This is a genomic window from Streptomyces sp. NPDC006643 (assembly GCF_042870175.1).
Taxonomy (GTDB): domain Bacteria; phylum Actinomycetota; class Actinomycetes; order Streptomycetales; family Streptomycetaceae; genus Streptomyces.
The window spans coordinates 35,823-54,048 of sequence record NZ_JBIAHA010000037.1 but is presented as its reverse complement, the minus strand read 5'-3'; the positions used below and the strand labels follow the sequence as shown (position 1 = coordinate 54,048).

The following is an 18,226-nucleotide window of genomic DNA, read 5'->3' as shown; positions in this document are numbered from 1 at the left end:
ATGGTGCCGGAGCGGCTCAGATCTCCTTCGCCGGCCAGTCCAGCAGCCGCGCGCCGATCACCGCCGTCTGGAGCGTGTAGCGCTGGAAGGGCTCCGCCGGGTCCGACCCGGTGAGCTTGTGTATGCGCTCCAGCCGGTACGTCAGCGCGCGCACGCTCAGATTCAGCCGCCGCGCCGCCTCCGCCGACACACACCCCGCGTCGAAGTACGCCGTCAATGTGTCGAGCAGCGGCCGGGCGCCGCCGCGTGCCTCCTTAAGAGGACCGAGCGCACTGCGTACGAGATCGGTCATCGCCTCCCGGTCCCGGCTGAGCACCGGGTACACCAGCAGGTCGGCCGCGCGCAGCACCGGTTCCTCCAGCTCCATGCGGTCGGCGAGGTCCTGGGCGTTGAGCGCCTCCTCGTACGACTGCACGACGCCGCCCGCCCCAGGATGCGCGCGCCCGATGGTGACCCGTCCGCCGCCTGTCGCCGCGTGCGCCTGCTTCGCGAAGTATGTGAGGACGTCGCCCTCGTCGGCGGGCGCGACGCAGATGAGCCGCCCGTCCTTGGTGGTCAGCAGGATGCGGCGGTCGCCGAAGCGCGAGACGAGGGCGAGTTCGACGCTGCGGGTGACGGGGTCGGTCTCGGCGTACGCGGCCTCTCCGACGGCCACGGCCACCGCGTGCGCGTGGGAGAGCTGGAGCCCGAACCGGCCGGCCCGCTCGGCGAGCCTGCCCAGGTCGCTGCGCCCGTGCAGCAGGTCGTCGATGAACTCGCGCCGGGACGCCTCCTCGCGGCGTACGGCGAGGCGCTGGGCCCGCTCGTACCCCTCGGCGAACGCGTCGACCGCCTGCTCGACGGCGGCCAGAACGCTGTCGGCGGACGCCGTGTCGGCCGACGAGACGGGCCAGGCGGCGCGGGTGGCGGTCAGATGCCTGCTGACGAGGGCCCGCAGACCGTGCCCGGCCTCGGCGGCCTGCTCGCCCAGCGCGCGGCGCGAGTCCAGCTCGTCGCGGGTGAGGCGGCGCCCGGTCGTCGAGACGTCGGAGAGGATCCGGTCGTAGCCCGTCAAGTACTCCTGGAACACGTCGAGGTCCGTGCTCCGCTCCGTGCTCCTGTCGAAGCTTCGGTCCGTGGTCCGGTCCGCGCCCCGGCCCGTCGTGTGGTCCGTCATGCCAGCCCCCCGGCTTCCTGATCCGTCCTGACGCGTTCTTAACGCGGCTGCCGCCAAGCCTGTCAGACCTGGATCCCGCGACGACACCCGGCATTAGGAGCGCGTAAAGATTGCCGGGATCCGGCAATGCGCACGCGGTCCGTCGGCTGACAGGATCGGACCACGGAAAACGGGGGACGACACGGGGGCCGTGGTCCGGTGCCGGAGTGCGCGCACTCGCACTCCGGCATCCGGAGTCGGTCCGGTCCGGTCGGTACGGCGGCGGAGTGCCGCGCGAGGGGGAAACGGGACATGCGTGAATTCATCGACGCGGCACTCGGATTCCCCACTTTCCTGTTCACCGCCGCGCTGATCGTGGTCGTCGGCTTCTGGCTGCTGGTACTGGCCGGCGTCACCGAGACCGACAGCTTCGACTCGGACATCGACCTCGACACCGCCGGGATCGGCGGAGTGCCGGTCACCGTGGCCTTCTCGCTGCTGACGGCGGTCGCGTGGTTCAGCAGCCTCACCGCCTCCGTACTTATGGGCCACCTCGGCGTCTCCGGTCTCGTACGGGCCGTTTCGGCTCTCGCCGTCCTGGCCGGGGCGACGCTGCTCGCCTGGTGGGTCACCCGGCTCCTCGTACGGCCGCTGCACACGCTCTTCCCCGACGAACCCGGGCCGTCCCGGCTCGACTTCGTGGGACTGACCTGCACCATCCGGACAGGACGGGTGGATGCCTGGTTCGGCCAGGCCGAGGTCGCCGCGCGGGACGGCTCCACCGCCCTCGTACAGGTCAGGCAGCACCGCGCGGACACCGCGAAGGCCGGCGCGCCGACGCTGAGCAACGGCAGCACCGGGCTGCTGTACGCCTACGACGACGCCGGTGAGTTCTTCTGGGTCGCGCCGTACGACACGGCGCTGGACCCGCGCGCCTCGGCCGCCTGATCCCTTCGCCCCGCATCGCCTGACTCCCCTCACCCGGCCCCTCGTCGGTCGGGCCCCCATGCCTGCTCGTGCCCGTTCGTGCCTCCACGCAAGGACTTCTCATGGATGCCATCACCTTGGGCGTCGGCGTGCTCGTCGCCGTCGTCCTGCTCATCGCAGTGACCCTGCTCCTGGTCGTCAGCCGGCTCTTCCGCAAGGTCGAGCAGGGCAAGGCCCTGATCGTCTCGAAGATGCGGAAGGTCGACGTCACCTTCACCGGCCAGGTCGTCCTGCCCGTGCTCCACAAGGCCGAGACGATGGACATCTCCGTCAAGGCCATCGACATCACCCGCACCGGCCGGGACGGACTGATCTGCCGGGACAACATCCGCGCCGACATCCGGATCTCGTTCTTCGTCCGGGTCAACAAGACCACCGAGGACGTCATCAAGGTCGCGCAGGCCATCGGCACGGCACGGGCCAGCGACAAGGAGACGTTGCAGGAGCTGTTCAACGCCAAGTTCTCCGAGGCGCTGAAGACGGTCGGCAAGCAGCTCGACTTCACCGATCTCTACACCAAGCGCGACGAGTTCAGGGACCGGATCATCCAGGTCATCGGCACCGACCTCAACGGCTACAGCCTGGAGGACGCGGCGATCGACTATCTGGAGCAGACGCCGCTCGCGCAGCTGGACACCCACAACATCCTGGACGCCCAGGGCATCCGGAAGATCACCGAGCTGACAGCGATCGAGCATGTCCGCACAAACGAGTTCCTCCGTACGGAGGAGAAGGAGACCACCCGCCAGAACGTCGACGCCCGCGAGGCGATCCTGGAGCTGGAGCGCCGGCAGGCCGACGCCGAGATCAAGCAGAAGCGCGAGATCGAGACCGTACGGGCACGCGAGGAGGCCGAGACGGCGCGTGTGCGTGAGGAGGAGCGGCTGCGGGCGCAGAGTGCCTTCCTCAGTACGGAGGAGCAGTTGGGCGTCCAGCGCGAGAACCAGGCGCGTGAGGTCGCCGTCGCCGAGAAGAACCGCGAGCGGGTCATCGCCATCGAGACCGAGCGCATCGAGAAGGACCGACTCCTTGAGGTCATCGCCCGCGAGCGGGAGACCGAACTGACGCGTATCTCGGCCGAGAAGGAGGTCGAGACGGAGCGCCGGGAGATCGCCGAGGTGATCCGCGAGCGGATCGCCGTGGACCGTACGGTCGCCGAGCAGGAGGAGTCCATCAAGCGGCTGCGCGCCGTGGAGTCCGCCGAGCGCGACCGCCAGTCGATCGTCATCGCGGCGGAGGCCGAGGCGCAGGAGAAGCTGGTCAAGGACATCAAGGCGGCCGAGGCCGCCGAGCAGGCCGCGGTCCATCTGGCGGCCGAGCAGATCACCCTCGCCGAGGCGCGGGTGAAGTCGGCCGACCTCGACGCGACCGCGAAGACGCGGCTGGCGGAGGGCGTCCAGGCCGAGACGGCGGCCGTCGGCCTGGCGGCGGTGCAGGTACGGGAGAAGGAGGCCGACGCCGTCGAGAAGGCGGGCCGCGCCGAGGCCGGGGCGACGGAGGCGCGTCTGCGCGCCGAGGCGGCCGGGCTGACCGAGAAGGCGGCGGCGATGGCCGCGCTGGACGAGGCGTCGCGTGGTCACGAGGAGTACCGGCTGCGTCTGGAGGCCGACAAGGAGGTGCGGCTCGCGGGTCTGGAGACGCAGCGGCAAGTCGCCGAGGCGCAGGCCGCGGTGCTGGCGACGGGTCTGGAGAGCGCGGACATCAACATCGTCGGCGGGGACACCGTCTTCTTCGACCGGCTCGTGTCGTCGATCTCGCTCGGCAAGGGGCTGGACGGCTTCATGAAGCACTCGGACACCGCGCAGACGCTGGCGGGGCCCTGGCTGGACGGGTCGGCGAGCTTCACGGACGACCTGGCGAGGATGCTCGGGTCGGTCTCGACGGCCGACGTGCGGAATCTGACGGTCTCGGCGCTGCTGACGAAGCTGATGACGGCGGACGGCGGCGCGGGCGCGGGGGCACGGAGCGGGCAGCTCGGCGAACTGCTCGACAAGGCCAAGCAGTTGGGGCTCGCGGACATGCCGATCGCGGAGCTGAACGGCGCGCTCAAGACCTGACGGCCGTCGCCAGGACCATCGAAGACCGGCCGGAGCTGCCGCCATGGGGGTGTGTGGCAGCTCCGGCCCCTGCTCGCCGACCCCGCAGGGAGTGACCACACATGACGACGACGGCCGACGACGCGGGCACGGACGCGGGCACGGACGCGGTTACGAGGACAGACGCCGGTACGGGCACGCATATCGACCGAGGCACGCGTATCGACGCCGGTGCCTACGAGGTGCTGCGTGACCGGCTCGCCGCCCAGGGCGGTGAACTCGCCCTCCGTACGGAAGCGCTCAACTCCCGCCGCGTCGAGACCTTCGGCTCCACCGAGCTGCGCCTCACCGGCACCGGACAGGTCCGGACGCGGCACGCGAGTGTGCCGCGCGACATCGTCGCCGTCGGGGACGTGCTCCTCTTCGGCCGGTCCGTCGACGACGCCGCCGCCACCGCCACCGGCCATGACCCGGAGATCGCGGTCTCGGACGTCTTCGTCCTGCACGACCGCGCGCTCGAACCGCTCCCCGAGGACGCGGTCCCCGGACTGCTGGACGACCCGGCCTTCGTCAGGGAACTGGGCGCGCTGTTCCGCTACTACCGGGGCGCGCGGCTGCTCCGGCTGCGCCGTCTCGGCGGCAAGCTGCTGGCCGTGTTCCGTACGGGCGAGAAGGCCGACGACATACGCGTACTGCGCTGGGCGCTGCGCACCGACGGCACGGCGGAGTTCCTGGACGCGCGCGGCGACCGGGACCATGTCTTCCCGCTGTCGCACGACGTCGAGTGGACAGTGGCGACCCGCGACGACCATGTCCTCGGCCGCCATCCGCACATCCGCGTCGGCGGCGAGGCGTATCTGTCCACGGTCGGTGGCGCTCTCACCGTCAAGACCGTGGACGACACCGAGACGGCCGAGGGGATCTACACGGAGCCCGTCGCCGAACCTCTCCAGTCGCTCGCGGACGCCGATGTCGCCCACGCGCGCGTGGGCGCGCTGCTCCTGCTGCGGGTGCGTCCTTACAAGGAGGACGCGTGGCGCCATCTCGTCCTCAACACCCTCACCGGGACGGTCGTGCGGCTCGACGGCATCGGCCGGTCCTGCCGCCGGCTGCCGGAGGACCAGGGCGTCGTCTTCCCGGGCGGCTACTACCTGGCGGCCACGGACACCGCGAAGACGTTCGAAGCAGGCACGGGCGAGGGCGAGGGCGCGGACGGAGGCCTGGAGTTCGAGCGCACGGTGCGCTCCCCCAACGGCGAGGACGTGCTGTACGTCTTCCAGGACCGTACCGAGGGCCGCACGCTCCTCCTGCCGTACAACGTCATCCGTAAGGAGGCCGCGACGCCCCTGACCGGCGCCGGCTACGCCGTCTTCGACGACGGCACCCTCATCACCCTGCGCGCCGCCCCGGAGCCCGCGCGGGTGCATCCGCTCCAGCTCTGGCACTCGCCGTACGTCTCCGACACCTACGCGGCGACCCGCCCCACCGGCAGCGGGCCCCTCGCCCGCGTCGGCAACGCCGATCTCGTGCGCGGTATCGCGGACTGTCTGTCGATCACCCGCGCGGTCGCCGGGACGACGGCGCCCGCCGCCACACCGACGACCGCCGCGTACGCCGCGCTCGTCACCGCGTGCGCCCGCGCCGCCGACCGTCACCACTGGCTGACCGACCCCGAACTGGGCGCCCCGCACGGCCTGTTGGCCGAGATCAGGGTCACCGCCGAGCAGGTGCTCGGCGAGTTCGAGACGGTACGGACCCTGACCCGGCAGGCCGCGGACGCGCTCACCGAGTCCGCCGACCGGGTCGCCGCGCTGGTACGCCGTATCCGTGGCGAAGCACCGCGCGGCGCGGCCGACTGGGTGGACCGGCTCACCGAACTGCGGCGCGCGCAGGGCCACTTGGTGACGCTGAAGGAGATGCGGTACGCCGACACCGAGCGGATCGACGGCCTCGTGGCGGCGACCGAGGGCGACATCGACGCGGCGGCGCGCCGCGCCGTCGCCTTCCTCGGGCGCGAGGACGCGTTCGCCGGTCACCACAGCGAGGTCGAACGGCTGACGGCCGACGCGGCGGCCATCACGACGGTCACCGAGGCGGCGCCGCTCGCCGCCCGTCTCAAGGAGCACGCCGCCGGGCTGCGGACCGTCACCGATGTCGTCACCGGGCTCGACATCGGCGACACCGTGGTCCGTACGTCCGTCCTGGAGCGCGTCGCGGACGTACTCGGCGGCGTCAACCGCGCCCGCGCCACACTCGAAGCGCGCCGCTCCGAACTGCTCGACCACGAGGGCCGCGCCGAGTTCGCCGCCGAATTCGCCCTGCTGGGGCAGGCGGTGACCGGCGCGCTCGCCGCCGCCGACACCCCCGAGACCTGCGACGAACAGCTCGCCGGGCTGCTGCTCCAGCTGGAGGACCTGGAGTCGCGCTTCGTCGAGTACGAGGGTTTCCTCACCGAGCTGGAGACGAAGCGCACCGAGATCTACGAGGCGTTCGCCGCCCGCGGGCAGGCTCTTCAGGACGCCCGCGCCCGGCGCGCCGAGCGGCTGGCCGACTCGGCCGTGCGCGTGCTCGGCTCGATCTCGCGCCGGCTCCCCTCGCTCGCGGACACCGACGCCGTGAACACCTACTTCGCGTCGGACCCGATGGTCGCCAAGGTCCGCCGCACCGCCGGCGAACTGCGTGAGCTGGGCGACCGGGTGCGGGCCGAGGAGCTGGACGGGCGGCTGCTGGCCGCCCGCCAGGAGGCGGCACGGGCCCTGCGCGACCGCACCGATCTGTACGCGGACGGCGGCGCCACGATCCGGCTCGGCCGCCACACCTTCGCGGTGAACACCCGGACCCCGGAGCTGACCCTGGTCCCGCACGGCGACGGTACGGCGCTCGCGCTCACCGGCACCGACTACCGCGATCCCGTCACGGACCCGGCGTTCGAGGCGACCCGCCCGTACTGGAACCAGCTGCTGCCCTCCGAGTCCCCCGGCGTCTACCGCGCGGAGCACCTGGCCGCCCGTCTGCTGGCCGAACACGGCGCCGCCGGGCTCCGGGCCCACGCCGACCTCCCCGGGCTGGTCAGGGCGGCGGCGGAGGCCGCGTACGACGAGGGCCACCAGCGCGGCGTCCACGACCACGACGCGACCGTCCTGCTCACCGCGCTGCTGCGGCTCCACGAGGAGGCGGGCCTGCTGCGGCACCCGCCTGGGGTGCGCGCGGCGGCGCAGCTGTTCTGGGCGTACGGCGTGACGGAGCGGGCGCGGGAGAGCCTCACCCGCCGGGCGGTGTCGCTGGCGCGCGTGCGCGAGACGTTCGGGCCGGCCGTCGCGGTCGACGCCTTCCGTACGGAGCTGGCCACGGCGGTACGGGAGTTCGGCGGCGGAGGCGTATCCGAAGGCGAGTCTGGAAGCGAAACCGGAGGCGGATCCGAAGTCGCCCCCCTCCATGTCGCGGACTACCTCTTCGAGGAGCTGACGAGCGGCCCGCCCGGTTTTGTCACGGGCGCGGCGGCCCGCGCGCTGCTCGACGGCTTCCACCGGTCACCGGGCGGCCCCGCGCTGGCCGAGGACCTGAAGCAGGCGCGGGAGGACACCCTGGACGCGCGCCGGCAGCTCGTGGTGGCCTGGCTCACCTCGTACAGCGCCACGTCCGGCGATCCGGGTGACCCTGGTGATCTGACCGAGGCGGTCGCCGTCGCACTCTGCCCGGAGCTGGACCGGTACGACTCCACGGCCCGCCTCACCACCGAGGTCGACGGCCTGCTCGGCAGCCATCCGCGCGTCACCGGCCGCCGGATGACCGTACGGATCGACGAACTCCTCGTCAGGACACGGGACTTCCGCGAGCGCACGGTGCCCGGCTTCCGTGCCTACCAGGCGCGGCGCACCGCCCTGGTGGCCGCCGAACGCGCCCGGCTGCGGCTGGACGACCTCCGGCCCCGGGTCATGTCCTCCTTCGTACGGAACCGGCTGGTGGACGAGGTCTATCTGCCGCTCGTCGGGGACAACCTCGCCAAGCAGCTCGGCTCGTCCGACGACAGCAGGCGCACCGACACCAACGGCCTTCTCCTGCTGGTGTCGCCGCCGGGCTACGGCAAGACGACGCTCATGGAGTACGTCGCCGACCGGCTCGGCCTCCTCCTGGTGAAGATCGACGGACCGGCGCTCGGCCGGTCCGTCACCTCGCTCGACCCGGCCGAGGCGCCGAACGCCACCGCCCGCCAGGAGGTCGAGAAGATCAACTTCGCGCTGGCGGCGGGCAGCAACACCCTGCTGTACCTGGACGACATCCAGCACACGTCACCGGAGCTGCTCCAGAAGTTCATCGCGCTGTGCGACGCGCAACGCCGCATCGAGGGCGTGTGGGACGGCGAGGCGCGCACGTACGACCTGCGGGGCAAGCGGTTCGCGGTCTGCATGGCCGGCAACCCGTACACCGGCGCCGGGGGCCGTTTCCGGGTGCCCGACATGCTCGCGAACCGCGCGGACGTCTGGAACCTCGGCGACGTGCTGACCGGAAAGGAGGACGTGTTCGCGCTGAGCTTCGTGGAGAACGCGCTCACGTCCAACCCGGTGCTGGCCCCTCTCGCGGGCCGCGACCGGCGCGATCTCGACGTGCTGGTGCGCCTCGCGGAGGGCGACCCGACCGCCGCGTCCGACACCCTGCGCCACCCGTACGCGCCCGCCGAGCGGGACCGTGTCGTCGCCGTCCTGCGGCATCTGCTGACGGCCCGGCGCACGGTCCTCGCCGTGAACGAGGCCTACATCGCGTCGGCGGCGCGGACGGACGAGTCGCGCACCGCACCGCCGTTCCAGCTCCAGGGCTCGTACCGCGACATGAACAAGATCGCCGCGCGGATCGACCCGGTGATGAACGACGCCGAGCTGGCGGCGCTCGTGGACGACCACTACGCGGGCGAGGCCCAGACGCTCACCACGGGCGCCGAGGCGAATCTGCTGCGGCTCGCCGAGCTGCGGTCGGCGCTGACACCGGAACAGGCCGAGCGCTGGGCGGAGATCAAGGCGGCCTATGTACGGAGGCAGGCGCTCGGCGGCCCGGAGCGCGATCCGATGACGCGGGCGGTCGCGGCGCTGGGGCTGCTGGCCGACCGGGTCGCGGCGGTGGAGTCGGCGATCACCCGGGGCCGCGGCCCCGGCCCGTCGGGCGATTGACGGCGTTACGCGTTGACGGACGGGCGCCACCCCGGGTCACGGCCGGTCTCGGCGAGCAGCGACTCGAAGGGCGTCGCGTCCTCCCCCACGGGGAAGGGCGCGCCGAAGACGTTCATCTTCCGGGCCGTCGGGGCGAGCGCGGTGAACTCCTCGTTGAGCATCGCCACGACGGCGGCGTCCGGCTCGTACGGCTGCCCGGTCGCGCGGGCCAGGTCCCAGGAGTGCACGGTCAGATCGCCGAGCGCCATGGCGCCGACGGTCCGCGCGGGCATGTTCATGCCCCCGGTCAGGCCGTCCTCGGCGCCCGGCGCGGCCCACGCCCTGACCAGCTCGGCGATCTCGGCGGCGAACCGCTCGCTCCGGTCGTCGCCCAGCCGCTCGGCCGTCGCGCCGAAGTCGGACTCGCCCTTGGCGGCGAGCACCTGGAAGTTGGTGATCACCTGGAACAGGTGGTCCAGCAGCCCGTGCACGTCGTACTCGGCGCAGGGCGTCGGCAGGGTGAGCTGGTCGTCACGCACCCCGCGCAGCACCGGAAGTGCGTCGGCGGCGGCCGTCTCCAGAAGGGTGCAGATCTTGTCGTTCATGGTTCCGACGTTACGAACGGCGCCCCGGCGCGTATTGAACAAACGCGACATAGGATCCGGCCATGACAGCTCCACGGCGCGACACCCGAGGCATCGTGGACGCCTCCGCGCTCTTCGCCCGGGTCGACTTCCGCCGCCGTCTGCCCGCGCCGGAGCTGCGCCGGTACGTGGAGCTGTACTGGCTGATCGACTGGGATCTGTCGCAGCCGTACGCCTCCCATGTCGTCCCGCACCCCTCGGTGAACGTGGTCTTCCAGCGCTTCGGCTCGGCGCCGCCCTGGGGTGAGGTCGCGGGGATCGGTCTGGAGCTGTTCACGCAGAAGCTGCAGGCTCGCGGGCGGGTGTGCGGGGTGAAGTTCCGCCCGGGTGGCTTCCGGCCCTTCGCGCCCGCGTGGCCGGTGTCCGAGTGGTCGGGCCGGCGGGTGCCGATCGCCGATGTGCTGCCCGCGACGGACGCGGACGTCGCCGCGATCCTCGATCCTCCTGAGGAGGACGCCCGGGTCGCGGCGCTCGACGCGTACCTCCTGGGACTGGGGGCGCGGCCGGACGCGGGGGCCGACGAGGCGATGCGGGTGGTCGCCCTGGTCGGCGAGGACCGCACGATCCGGCGGGCGGCGCAGCTGGCGTCGGCGGCCGGTCTGTCGGTGCGCTCGTTGCAGCGGCTGTTCGCCACGTACGTCGGGGTGGGACCGAAGTGGGTGATCCTCCGCCACCGCATCCACGACGCCTTGGAGCGCGCCGAGGCGGACGGCGAGCCGGACTGGGCGGCGCTGGCGGCCGAGCTGGGCTACAGCGACCAGGCGCATCTGGTGCGGGACTTCACGGCGACGGTGGGCGTGCCGCCGACGGCGTACGCGCGCGCCGTCGAGCAGGACGGGTAGGGCGCGTCCGGCGGCGCACGTCAGCGGACCTCGGCCACGGCGACGACACCCCGGCCGTGGGCGGCGGCGTACCGGAGCACCCGCAGCGGCCCGGCGAGCAGTGCGGCTGCGTCGAACTCCCCCTCCGGCGCGTCCGTCATCCCGTACACCCAGGCGTCGACGCGGGCGAGCACCTCCGTACGGCGGGGCCCGGTCACGGACAGGACGGACTCGGCGCCCGGCAGCACGGCCCGCACCTCCTCGGCGGTGAGGAGGAAGTCCCCGAACCAGCCCGGCAGTTGGGCCGACGCCTCCGCGCCCAGGCCGTGGTGGAGCGCGGTCGCCGGCTCCCCTTCGCGTACGGCCACGGCGAACAGCCCGTCCGGATCGGTCCCGTCGCCCTCGGCCCGGCGCAGCAGGTCGGTCGCCGCCCGTTTCATGGCCACCACGGCGGGCGTGCTGGGGCCACCGCCGCGTGCGAACGCCGCGAAGCGGTGCGCGGCGGGGGTCGGTCCGGGCGTGAAGTACGGCTCGCGGTCCCCGCCGCCCAGCCACCAGCGCAGATCGTCGGCGCAGCCGTCGGGGACGGTCCAGGTCTCGTCGAGATGGGCGAACCGCCGGGGCAGGGCGGCGACCTCCGTGTCGGCCACGGCGCCGACGGACCAGACGCCGGTGTAACCCATCCGACCGCACCTGCCTCCCGCTCGGGGTTCCGTTGTCAGTGCCCCGATCTACAGTCGGTCACATGGAGATGAAAGCACCCCAGGTACGGCTGGAGCCATGGTCGGCGGGGGATCTCGGGCTGCTGCACGCGGCGAACGCGCCGGAGCTGATGACGCATCTCGGCGGCCCCGAGACCGGCGAGCAGGTGCTGGCCAGGCATCTGCGGTATGTGACGCTGAGCGCCGACCGGACGGGCAAGGGCCGGATGTTCCGGATCACGCTGCTGCCGGACGGCGAGGCCGTGGGCAACACCGGCTTCTGGGAGTCCACCTGGCAGGGGCAGGACGTGTACGAGACGGGCTGGAGCGTGCTCGGGGAGTTCCAGGGCCGGGGGCTCGCGGTGGTGGCGACGAGGGCGGTGGTGGAGCGGGCGCGGGCGGAGCGCAAGCACCGCTGGCTGATGGCGTACCCGTCGGTGGACAACGGCGCGTCGAACGCGGTGTGCCGCAAGGTGGGCTTCGAGCGGGTCGGGGAGGCCGACTTCGAGTATCCGGTCGGCCACATGATGCGGTGCAACGAGTGGCGGCTCGATCTGGAGGCGACGCCTTGACTGGACGCGACGCCTTGAGCGGATCGCGGGACAACCCCCTCGGCGCCGTCTGAAGCACCGCCCGAAGCGGAGTGAGGCCGCCCCCGCCCCCGGAGGTCGTACCCGCGCGGAAAGCCCTGGCCCGCCTCCCGGCCCGATGTCATGCTGACGACGTGAACGGACCGGAGATCCACCTCACCTTCGCCCCTGAGCTGCATGTCTTCGTCCCGGCCGGGCGGCGCGGCGGACCGACGGCCGTGGCGACGGACGGCTCGTCCACGCTCGGCCATGTCGTCGAATCCCTCGGCGTCTCGCTCACCGAGGCCGGTCAACTCCTCGTCGACGGACGCCCGGTGGCCACCTCGCACATCCCGTCGGCGGGCGAGTCGGTGGAGGTGCGGGCGGTGGCGCGCCCGCAGCGCGTGCCGGGCGCGCCGCTGCGCTTCCTGCTCGACGTCCACCTCGGCACGCTCGCGCGCCGGATGCGGCTGCTGGGCGTCGACGCGGCGTACGAGAGCGAGGACATCGGCGACGCGGCGCTGGCCACGCTCTCGGCGAAGGAGCAGCGGGTGATGCTCTCCCGCGACCGGGGCCTGCTGCGGCGCCGGGAGATCTGGGCGGGGGCGTACGTCTACAGCGACCGTACGGAGGACCAGCTGCGGGACGTGCTGGAGCGGTTCGCTCCGCCGCTCGCCCCCTGGACGCGCTGCACGGCCTGCAACGGGCCGCTCGGAGCGGCGGACAAGGACTCGGTCGAGGACCGGCTGGAGGGCGGCACCCGGCGTACGTACGACGTGTTCGCGCAGTGCACGGCCTGCGGCAGGGTCTACTGGCGCGGCGCGCACCACGCGCGTCTGGCGGCGATCGTCGACGAGGCGATGCGCGAATTCGGCGGCGCGGCAGCCTGGTTGAGCGAACCTCAGTAGACGTACAGATCGCCGGTGGCGGGCACGAGCACCTGGTGCTTGTCGTTGTCCGGGTTCTGATCGTCCGCGCCGCCGTTCCACACGGTGGAGACGTCCACGGACACCTCGGCGGGGTCGCCGACGGTCCGCAGATCGAGCAGGAACTCGCTGTCCCGCCCGTCCGCCCGCAACGCGCCCGCCTGGCAGTACACGATCTGGTTCCCGCCCCACAGACAGGCGTCCGGCAGCTTCTGCCCGGCGGCCAGCGGTACGGAGAAGCCCAGCCGGGCGGTCGCGCCGGTCAGGTCCGACGGACCGTGGTTGCCGGTCGAGAGCCGTACGGCGAGACGCCCGCCCCAGAGGGAGACGTCCCCGTGGTGCGCCACGTCGGCCTCCACCGCCTCCGGCCCGGCGCCCACGCCCGCGCCGGACGCCACGGCGGAACCGGCGCCCGGACCGATGCCGGACCCCACACCGGAACCGGCGCTCAGCACCACGGCCGTGGCCGCGGTCGACGCCACCAACATCGCCTTACGCATTGCTCCCATAATCTGAAGATACCCCTAAACCCCCCTAAACCTGACCACCCGTCACTGTGTCGACCCGCCTTCCGCCCCCGCAGCCGCATGCCCGCCCCGCGCGACCACCGGGCCGCACCGCCTGCCTATCCTGGCCGGAAGTCGATCAGCGGTCGACAGCCGTCGGCACCCGTCGACAGTCGCCCACACGCGCGAGGAGCACGCCATGACCGTCGCCGGTAGACCCACCGCAGTCGTCACCGGAGCAAGCAGCGGCATCGGAGCCGCCACCGCTCGCCAACTCGCCGCCGCGGGCCTGCACGTCGTCGTGACCGCCCGCCGCCAGGACCGTATCGAGGCACTGGCCGCCGAGATCAACGCGGCCGGGCACTCCGCCACGGCGTACGTACTCGACGTCACCGACCGCGCGGCCGTGGACGCGTTCGCCGCCGAACTCGGCCGGCTCCCGTCCGTCGACGTGCTCGTCGCCAACGCGGGCGGCGCGCTCGGCGCCGACCCGGTCGCCAGCGGCGACCCGGACGACTGGCGGCAGATGTTCGAGACGAACGTCATCGGCACCCTCCACACCACCCAGGCCCTGCTCCCCGCGCTCACCGCGAGCGGCAACGGCACGGTGGTGATCCTCTCCTCGACCGCCGGCTTCGCCACGTACGAGGGCGGCGGCGGCTATGTCGCGGCCAAGCACGGCGAGCATGTCCTGGCCGAGACCCTGCGGCTGGAGATCGTGGGCACACCGGTGCGTGTCATCGAGGTGGCGCCCGGCATGGTCAAGACGGAGGAGTTCGCGTCCACGCGCTTCCGCGGGGACACCGAGCGGGCCGCGAAGGTGTACGAGGGGGTGGCGGAGCCGCTCAGCGCGGAGGACGTGGCCGACACCATCACCTGGGCGGTCACCCGCCCCCACCACGTGAACATCGACCTCCTGGTGGTCCGCCCGCGGGCGCAGGCGTCCAACACCAAGGTGCACAGGGAACTCTGACGCGCTACCAGTGCGAGGGGCGCGCCAGCGCGGCCGGCAGTACGGTCGCGGCGTCGCCCCTCGCCGCGTTGAGCTGTGTCTGGGTGAGGAACAGGGCGCCGGTGAGATCGGCGCCGCGCAGGTCCGCGTCCCGGAAGTCCGCGCCGATGAGATCGGCCATCCGCAGATCGGCGCCGCGCAGATCGGCGGCGATCAGATACGCGCCCCGCAGATTCGCCCCCTTCAGGTCGGCGCCCCTCAGCTTCGCGCCCATCAGATCGGCGCCCCTGCGCTCCATCCGTTTGCGGCGTACGCCGGCCCGGACCAGCTCACTGGTCCGCAGCAACAGCTCGTTCACACCCGCCCGGTGGCCGGCCACATCCGTCCCCGCCAGGGCCTCGGCGTCCCCCGCCGCCAGCCGCTCGGTCGCGTCGAGCGCGGCCCGCAGCTCCCCGGCCAGCCCGCGGGCGGGCTCCATCGCCAGCGCCTCGGTGAGATACCGGAGCAGTTCGTGCAACTGCCGCATCACCGGAAACACGGCGTACATGGCCTGCGCGCTCCCCGGCTCCTCCCGCCAGCTCCTCCCACCGAAGGTGACCTGCGAGACCCGCTGACCGGCGCCGAAACAGTCGTACACCGTGCAGCCCTGGAAGCCCTCCTCCCGCAGCCGCGTATGAATGCCGCAGCGGAAGTCGGTGCGCAGATTCGAGCACGGCTGCCCGGCCTTCTTGTCGACGGCGAAGTCCGCCGACGCGGTGAAGGGCAGCGCGACACAGCAGAGCCCGAAGCAGCTTCCGCAGTCGGCGGTCAGCTCGGTTCGGTCGGACACGACGGCGGATCTCCCGGCTCTGACGGCGGCACTGCGCCCAGTAGACACCACACCGGCGGTCCCCCGACAAATGGTTTGCCCGACCGCCGCCCCCGGTGCCACGCTCACCGTCATGACGACGCCAGTCCCCCGCGTTGACCTGCTGGTCCGCCAACTCGACATGGCCTGGGCGCTGTTCGAGTACTACCAGAAGGACCTGGACGACCAGGCCTGCCTCTGGGAACCGTCCCCCGACTGCTGGTCGGTCCGCCCGGACGCGAACGGCGACTGGGTCGCGGACTTCCGGATCCCGGAGCCCGACCCGGTCCCCAGCACCTCGATCGGCTGGCTCACCTGGCACATCGGCTACTGGTGGACGACCACCCTCACCCACTGCTTCGGCGACGGCGCCCCTCCGCGCGAGTCCATCCACTGGCCCGGCACGAAGGAGTCCGCCGTCACCTGGCTCCACTCCCTGAAGGACTCCTGGCGCGCCGAACTGCTCCCCCTCACCGACGCCGACCTGGACTCGAAGTCCCGCACGGCGGGCCTGCCCTGGGGCGAGAACATCGAGCTGGTCCACGTCGCGAGCTGGCTCAACTTCGAACTGACGAAGAACGTCGCGGAGATCGGCCTGGTCCACCGCGCGTACGAGAAGCGGGTCAGCCCTTCACACACACCAGCTGCTTGAGCTTCGCCACCACCTCGACCAGGTCCTTCTGCTGGTCGATGACCTTCTCGATCGGCTTGTACGCGCCCGGGATCTCGTCCACGACCCCGGAGTCCTTGCGGCACTCCACGCCCCGCGTCTGATTCTCCAGGTCCCGCACGGAGAACTTCTTCCGCGCCGCGTTCCGGCTCATCTTGCGGCCCGCGCCGTGGGACGCGGAGTTGAAGGACGCCTCGTTGCCGAGGCCCTTCACGATGTACGAGCCCGTGCCCATGGAGCCCGGGATGATCCCGTAGTCACCGCTGCCGGCGCGGATCGCGCCCTTGCGGGTGACCAGCAGGTCCATGCCGTCGTACCGCTCCTCGGAGACGTAGTTGTGGTGGCAGGAGATGACCGGCTCGAAGGCGACCTTCGCCTTCTTGAACTCCTTGCGGACGACGTTCTTGAAGAGGTCCATCATCACGGCGCGGTTGTAACTCGCGTACTCCTGCGCCCAGAACAGGTCGTTGCGGTACGCCCTCATCTCCGGAGTGTCGGCGACGAAGACCGCGAGATCGGGGTCGATCAGGTCCTGGTTGTGCGGCAGGCCCCGTGCCACACCGATGTGGAAGTCCGCCAGTTCGTTGCCGATGTTCCGGGAGCCGGAGTGCAGCATCAGCCAGACAGATCCGGTCGAATCCAGGCAGAACTCAACAAAATGATTCCCGCCTCCGAGCGTTCCCATCTGCCGTACCGCCCGCTGCTGACGGAATTTGACCGATTCGGCGATCCCGTCGAACCGCTCCCAGAAGTCGTCCCAGCGCGCGCCGACCCCCTCCGGCTCCATCAGTTCGTCGTGCATCCCCCGCCCGACCGGAATCGCCTGCTCGATCCGGGAGCGCAGCCGCGACAGGTCGCCCGGCAGGTCGTTCGCCGTCAGGGACGTCCTGACCGCCGACATGCCGCAGCCGATGTCCACGCCCACCGCCGCCGGGCAGACCGCGTCCCGCATCGCGATGACCGAACCGACCGTCGCGCCCTTGCCGAAGTGGACGTCGGGCATCACGGCGAGGCCCTTGATCCAGGGCAGCGTCGCCACGTTCCGCAGCTGCTGCATCGCGACGTCCTCGACCGACGCGGGGTCCGTCCACATACGGATGGGGACCTTCTCGCCCGGCACTTCCACGTACGACATAGTTCCTCGATTCCCCCGAAAGTCTGATAGAGCAAAAACCGGAACCAGCGCCGTCAAAACAGACAGCGAACCGGCATCCACGGCAATGCTTGAGGTACACATTGTGTCCACCGCACGCCATGCGGCGGCAAACCGTTTTCGCGTGAACTCGCCATGTGTGCCGAACGTGGAACCAGCACGGCACCTGCGTAGTTCTCACCAGTGCGACCATTTAGAACTCATGTCCACACCGCGTAGATGAGGAGCCCAGGGACCGTGCAGCGAAAGGCGTACGTACCCGGCCTGGCGGCGCTGCTCGTGACTCTCGTCGCGGGCTGTACCTCCGGCGGCGGCGGCGACGGCTCCGATCTCGACTCGAAGGCCGGTGTCCCCACCACGACCACCGCGCCCCCGGGGAAGTACCGGACGCTGAGCGAGCCCTGCGGCTCCGTGGACCGCCCGACGCTGCGGGATCTGCTGCCGGGTGTCGCCCAGCTCCCCGGGGAGCAGCAGGAGAAGGCGCTGAAGGGCACGGCGGCGGTGACGTACGACACCGATCGCCGCGTCGGGTGCTCCTGGTCGGCGGACGCCCCGAACGCCTCGCACCACCTGGTGATCGACGTCGAGCGCGTCGTGTCCTACGACCCGGCGGTGAGCGACGCGGACAAGGCGCAGGAGGTCTACGCGAAGAAGGAGGACGGCGCGGCCCTGCCGCCTCCGGTGGAGGGGGCGGGCGAGAGCGAGGGGACGGACGAGAGCACGAGCCCGTCCGGATCGCCGTCCGACGGCAAGACGCCCAACAGCGGCGCGACCACCGGCCCCTCCGCGAGCACCACACCCGCCGACCTCCAGCCCCGTCTGCTGGAGGATCTCGGCGACGCGGCCTTCGTGGACGACGTCTTCGCCTCGTCCGGTTCGGCCGCCAAGCGCCGTACGGTCAGCGTGGTCTTTCGCACATCGAACGTGGTCGTGACCGTGCGGTACGCAGAGCAGCCGGCCCATCCGACGACGGTCCCGGACAGCAAGGAGCTGCAAGAAAAGGCCCGTGGGCTGGCCCGGAAGCTGGCCGATCAGCTCAACGAGTAGCGGGGCCTGGTCCGGCGCCCGGCCCCTGAGTGACGCTCGGGGCGGTTACCGTGGCCGATCGGACCGTACGACTACCGACTCAAGGACCACT

Annotated in this window: 15 protein-coding genes; 9 read left to right on the top strand and 6 right to left on the bottom strand. The window is 71.8% G+C overall.

Annotated features, from left to right (window positions below; translation table 11 throughout):
• Positions 1 to 16 precede the first annotated feature (16 nt).
• The gene (locus ACFYNU_RS36105) at positions 17 to 1,156 is read right to left on the bottom strand and encodes a helix-turn-helix domain-containing protein (protein ID WP_356596329.1); all 1,140 of its coding nucleotides are present in this window, start codon (positions 1,154 to 1,156) and stop codon (positions 17 to 19) included.
• Between the two features lie 291 nt (positions 1,157 to 1,447).
• Here ACFYNU_RS36105 and ACFYNU_RS36100 point away from each other — a divergent pair, with 291 nt between their 5' ends.
• The 3 genes from ACFYNU_RS36100 (at position 1,448) to ACFYNU_RS36090 (ending at position 9,320) form a co-directional block, all read left to right on the top strand.
• Positions 1,448 to 2,083 carry a hypothetical protein gene (locus tag ACFYNU_RS36100; protein WP_356596327.1) on the top strand — a complete coding sequence of 212 codons (636 nt, stop codon included), beginning with the start codon at positions 1,448 to 1,450 and terminating at the stop codon, positions 2,081 to 2,083.
• A 101-nt stretch (positions 2,084 to 2,184) separates the two neighbouring features.
• Positions 2,185 to 4,179, top strand: a complete 1,995-nt coding sequence (locus tag ACFYNU_RS36095) for an SPFH domain-containing protein (protein WP_356596325.1) — start codon at positions 2,185 to 2,187, stop codon at positions 4,177 to 4,179.
• A gap of 101 nt (positions 4,180 to 4,280) precedes the next feature.
• A complete protein-coding gene (locus ACFYNU_RS36090; protein ID WP_356596323.1) occupies positions 4,281 to 9,320 on the top strand; it encodes a DNA repair ATPase in 5,040 nt (1,679 codons plus the stop codon).
• Positions 9,321 to 9,325: 5 nt separating this feature from the next.
• Here ACFYNU_RS36090 and ACFYNU_RS36085 read toward each other — a convergent pair whose 3' ends face one another.
• Complete coding sequence (locus ACFYNU_RS36085; RefSeq protein ID WP_356596321.1) at positions 9,326 to 9,904, bottom strand: TIGR03086 family metal-binding protein; 579 nt, start codon at positions 9,902 to 9,904, stop codon at positions 9,326 to 9,328.
• A gap of 62 nt (positions 9,905 to 9,966) precedes the next feature.
• On the opposite strand from ACFYNU_RS36085, the gene ACFYNU_RS36080 reads away from it, so the two are divergent.
• Positions 9,967 to 10,785, top strand: coding sequence for a helix-turn-helix domain-containing protein (locus ACFYNU_RS36080; RefSeq protein WP_356596319.1), 819 nt, complete (start codon positions 9,967 to 9,969; stop codon positions 10,783 to 10,785).
• Between the two features lie 20 nt (positions 10,786 to 10,805).
• Here the strand turns inward: ACFYNU_RS36080 and ACFYNU_RS36075 are convergent, their stop codons facing one another.
• On the bottom strand, positions 10,806 to 11,447 hold the full coding sequence (locus ACFYNU_RS36075; RefSeq protein WP_356596317.1) for a hypothetical protein: 642 nt from the start codon (positions 11,445 to 11,447) through the stop codon (positions 10,806 to 10,808).
• 62 nt (positions 11,448 to 11,509) lie between these two features.
• Here ACFYNU_RS36075 and ACFYNU_RS36070 point away from each other — a divergent pair, with 62 nt between their 5' ends.
• Together ACFYNU_RS36070 and ACFYNU_RS36065 are read left to right on the top strand one after the other, a co-directional pair.
• A complete protein-coding gene (locus tag ACFYNU_RS36070) occupies positions 11,510 to 12,037 on the top strand; it encodes a GNAT family N-acetyltransferase (RefSeq protein ID WP_356596315.1) in 528 nt (175 codons plus the stop codon).
• A 152-nt stretch (positions 12,038 to 12,189) separates the two neighbouring features.
• Positions 12,190 to 12,942, top strand: a complete 753-nt coding sequence (locus ACFYNU_RS36065; protein ID WP_356596313.1) for a Mut7-C RNAse domain-containing protein — start codon at positions 12,190 to 12,192, stop codon at positions 12,940 to 12,942.
• Here the strand turns inward: ACFYNU_RS36065 and ACFYNU_RS36060 are convergent.
• Complete coding sequence (locus ACFYNU_RS36060; RefSeq protein ID WP_356596311.1) at positions 12,936 to 13,469, bottom strand: hypothetical protein; 534 nt, start codon at positions 13,467 to 13,469, stop codon at positions 12,936 to 12,938. The two genes, ACFYNU_RS36065 and ACFYNU_RS36060, sit on opposite strands and share 7 nt — an antisense overlap.
• A 196-nt stretch (positions 13,470 to 13,665) precedes the next feature.
• On the opposite strand from ACFYNU_RS36060, the gene ACFYNU_RS36055 reads away from it, so the two are divergent.
• A complete protein-coding gene (locus ACFYNU_RS36055; RefSeq protein WP_356596309.1) occupies positions 13,666 to 14,439 on the top strand; it encodes an SDR family oxidoreductase in 774 nt (257 codons plus the stop codon).
• Positions 14,440 to 14,443: 4 nt separating this feature from the next.
• Here ACFYNU_RS36055 and ACFYNU_RS36050 read toward each other — a convergent pair whose 3' ends face one another.
• Positions 14,444 to 15,247, bottom strand: coding sequence for a pentapeptide repeat-containing protein (locus ACFYNU_RS36050; protein ID WP_356596307.1), 804 nt, complete (start codon positions 15,245 to 15,247; stop codon positions 14,444 to 14,446).
• A 112-nt stretch (positions 15,248 to 15,359) separates the two neighbouring features.
• Here ACFYNU_RS36050 and ACFYNU_RS36045 point away from each other — a divergent pair, with 112 nt between their 5' ends.
• Complete coding sequence (locus ACFYNU_RS36045; RefSeq protein WP_356596305.1) at positions 15,360 to 15,917, top strand: DinB family protein; 558 nt, start codon at positions 15,360 to 15,362, stop codon at positions 15,915 to 15,917.
• On the opposite strand, the gene ACFYNU_RS36040 is transcribed toward ACFYNU_RS36045, so the two are convergent.
• Positions 15,889 to 17,070, bottom strand: a complete 1,182-nt coding sequence (locus ACFYNU_RS36040) for an RtcB family protein (protein WP_356596303.1) — start codon at positions 17,068 to 17,070, stop codon at positions 15,889 to 15,891. The two genes, ACFYNU_RS36045 and ACFYNU_RS36040, sit on opposite strands and share 29 nt — an antisense overlap.
• A 255-nt stretch (positions 17,071 to 17,325) precedes the next feature.
• Here ACFYNU_RS36040 and ACFYNU_RS36035 point away from each other — a divergent pair, with 255 nt between their 5' ends.
• The gene (locus ACFYNU_RS36035; protein WP_356596301.1) at positions 17,326 to 18,135 is read left to right on the top strand and encodes a DUF3558 domain-containing protein; all 810 of its coding nucleotides are present in this window, start codon (positions 17,326 to 17,328) and stop codon (positions 18,133 to 18,135) included.
• Positions 18,136 to 18,226 lie beyond the last annotated feature (91 nt).

What these genes read in the sequence shown, in the direction of transcription:
- ACFYNU_RS36105 (WP_356596329.1), bottom strand. Translation starts at nt 1,156, where the DNA reads ATGACGGACCACACGACGGGCCGGGGCGCGGACCGGACCACGGACCGA.
- ACFYNU_RS36100 (WP_356596327.1), top strand. Translation starts at nt 1,448, where the DNA reads ATGCGTGAATTCATCGACGCGGCACTCGGATTCCCCACTTTCCTGTTC.
- ACFYNU_RS36095 (WP_356596325.1), top strand. Translation starts at nt 2,185, where the DNA reads ATGGATGCCATCACCTTGGGCGTCGGCGTGCTCGTCGCCGTCGTCCTG.
- ACFYNU_RS36090 (WP_356596323.1), top strand. Translation starts at nt 4,281, where the DNA reads ATGACGACGACGGCCGACGACGCGGGCACGGACGCGGGCACGGACGCG.
- ACFYNU_RS36085 (WP_356596321.1), bottom strand. Translation starts at nt 9,904, where the DNA reads ATGAACGACAAGATCTGCACCCTTCTGGAGACGGCCGCCGCCGACGCA.
- ACFYNU_RS36080 (WP_356596319.1), top strand. Translation starts at nt 9,967, where the DNA reads ATGACAGCTCCACGGCGCGACACCCGAGGCATCGTGGACGCCTCCGCG.
- ACFYNU_RS36075 (WP_356596317.1), bottom strand. Translation starts at nt 11,447, where the DNA reads ATGGGTTACACCGGCGTCTGGTCCGTCGGCGCCGTGGCCGACACGGAG.
- ACFYNU_RS36070 (WP_356596315.1), top strand. Translation starts at nt 11,510, where the DNA reads ATGGAGATGAAAGCACCCCAGGTACGGCTGGAGCCATGGTCGGCGGGG.
- ACFYNU_RS36060 (WP_356596311.1), bottom strand. Translation starts at nt 13,469, where the DNA reads ATGGGAGCAATGCGTAAGGCGATGTTGGTGGCGTCGACCGCGGCCACG.
- ACFYNU_RS36055 (WP_356596309.1), top strand. Translation starts at nt 13,666, where the DNA reads ATGACCGTCGCCGGTAGACCCACCGCAGTCGTCACCGGAGCAAGCAGC.
- ACFYNU_RS36045 (WP_356596305.1), top strand. Translation starts at nt 15,360, where the DNA reads ATGACGACGCCAGTCCCCCGCGTTGACCTGCTGGTCCGCCAACTCGAC.
- ACFYNU_RS36040 (WP_356596303.1), bottom strand. Translation starts at nt 17,070, where the DNA reads ATGTCGTACGTGGAAGTGCCGGGCGAGAAGGTCCCCATCCGTATGTGG.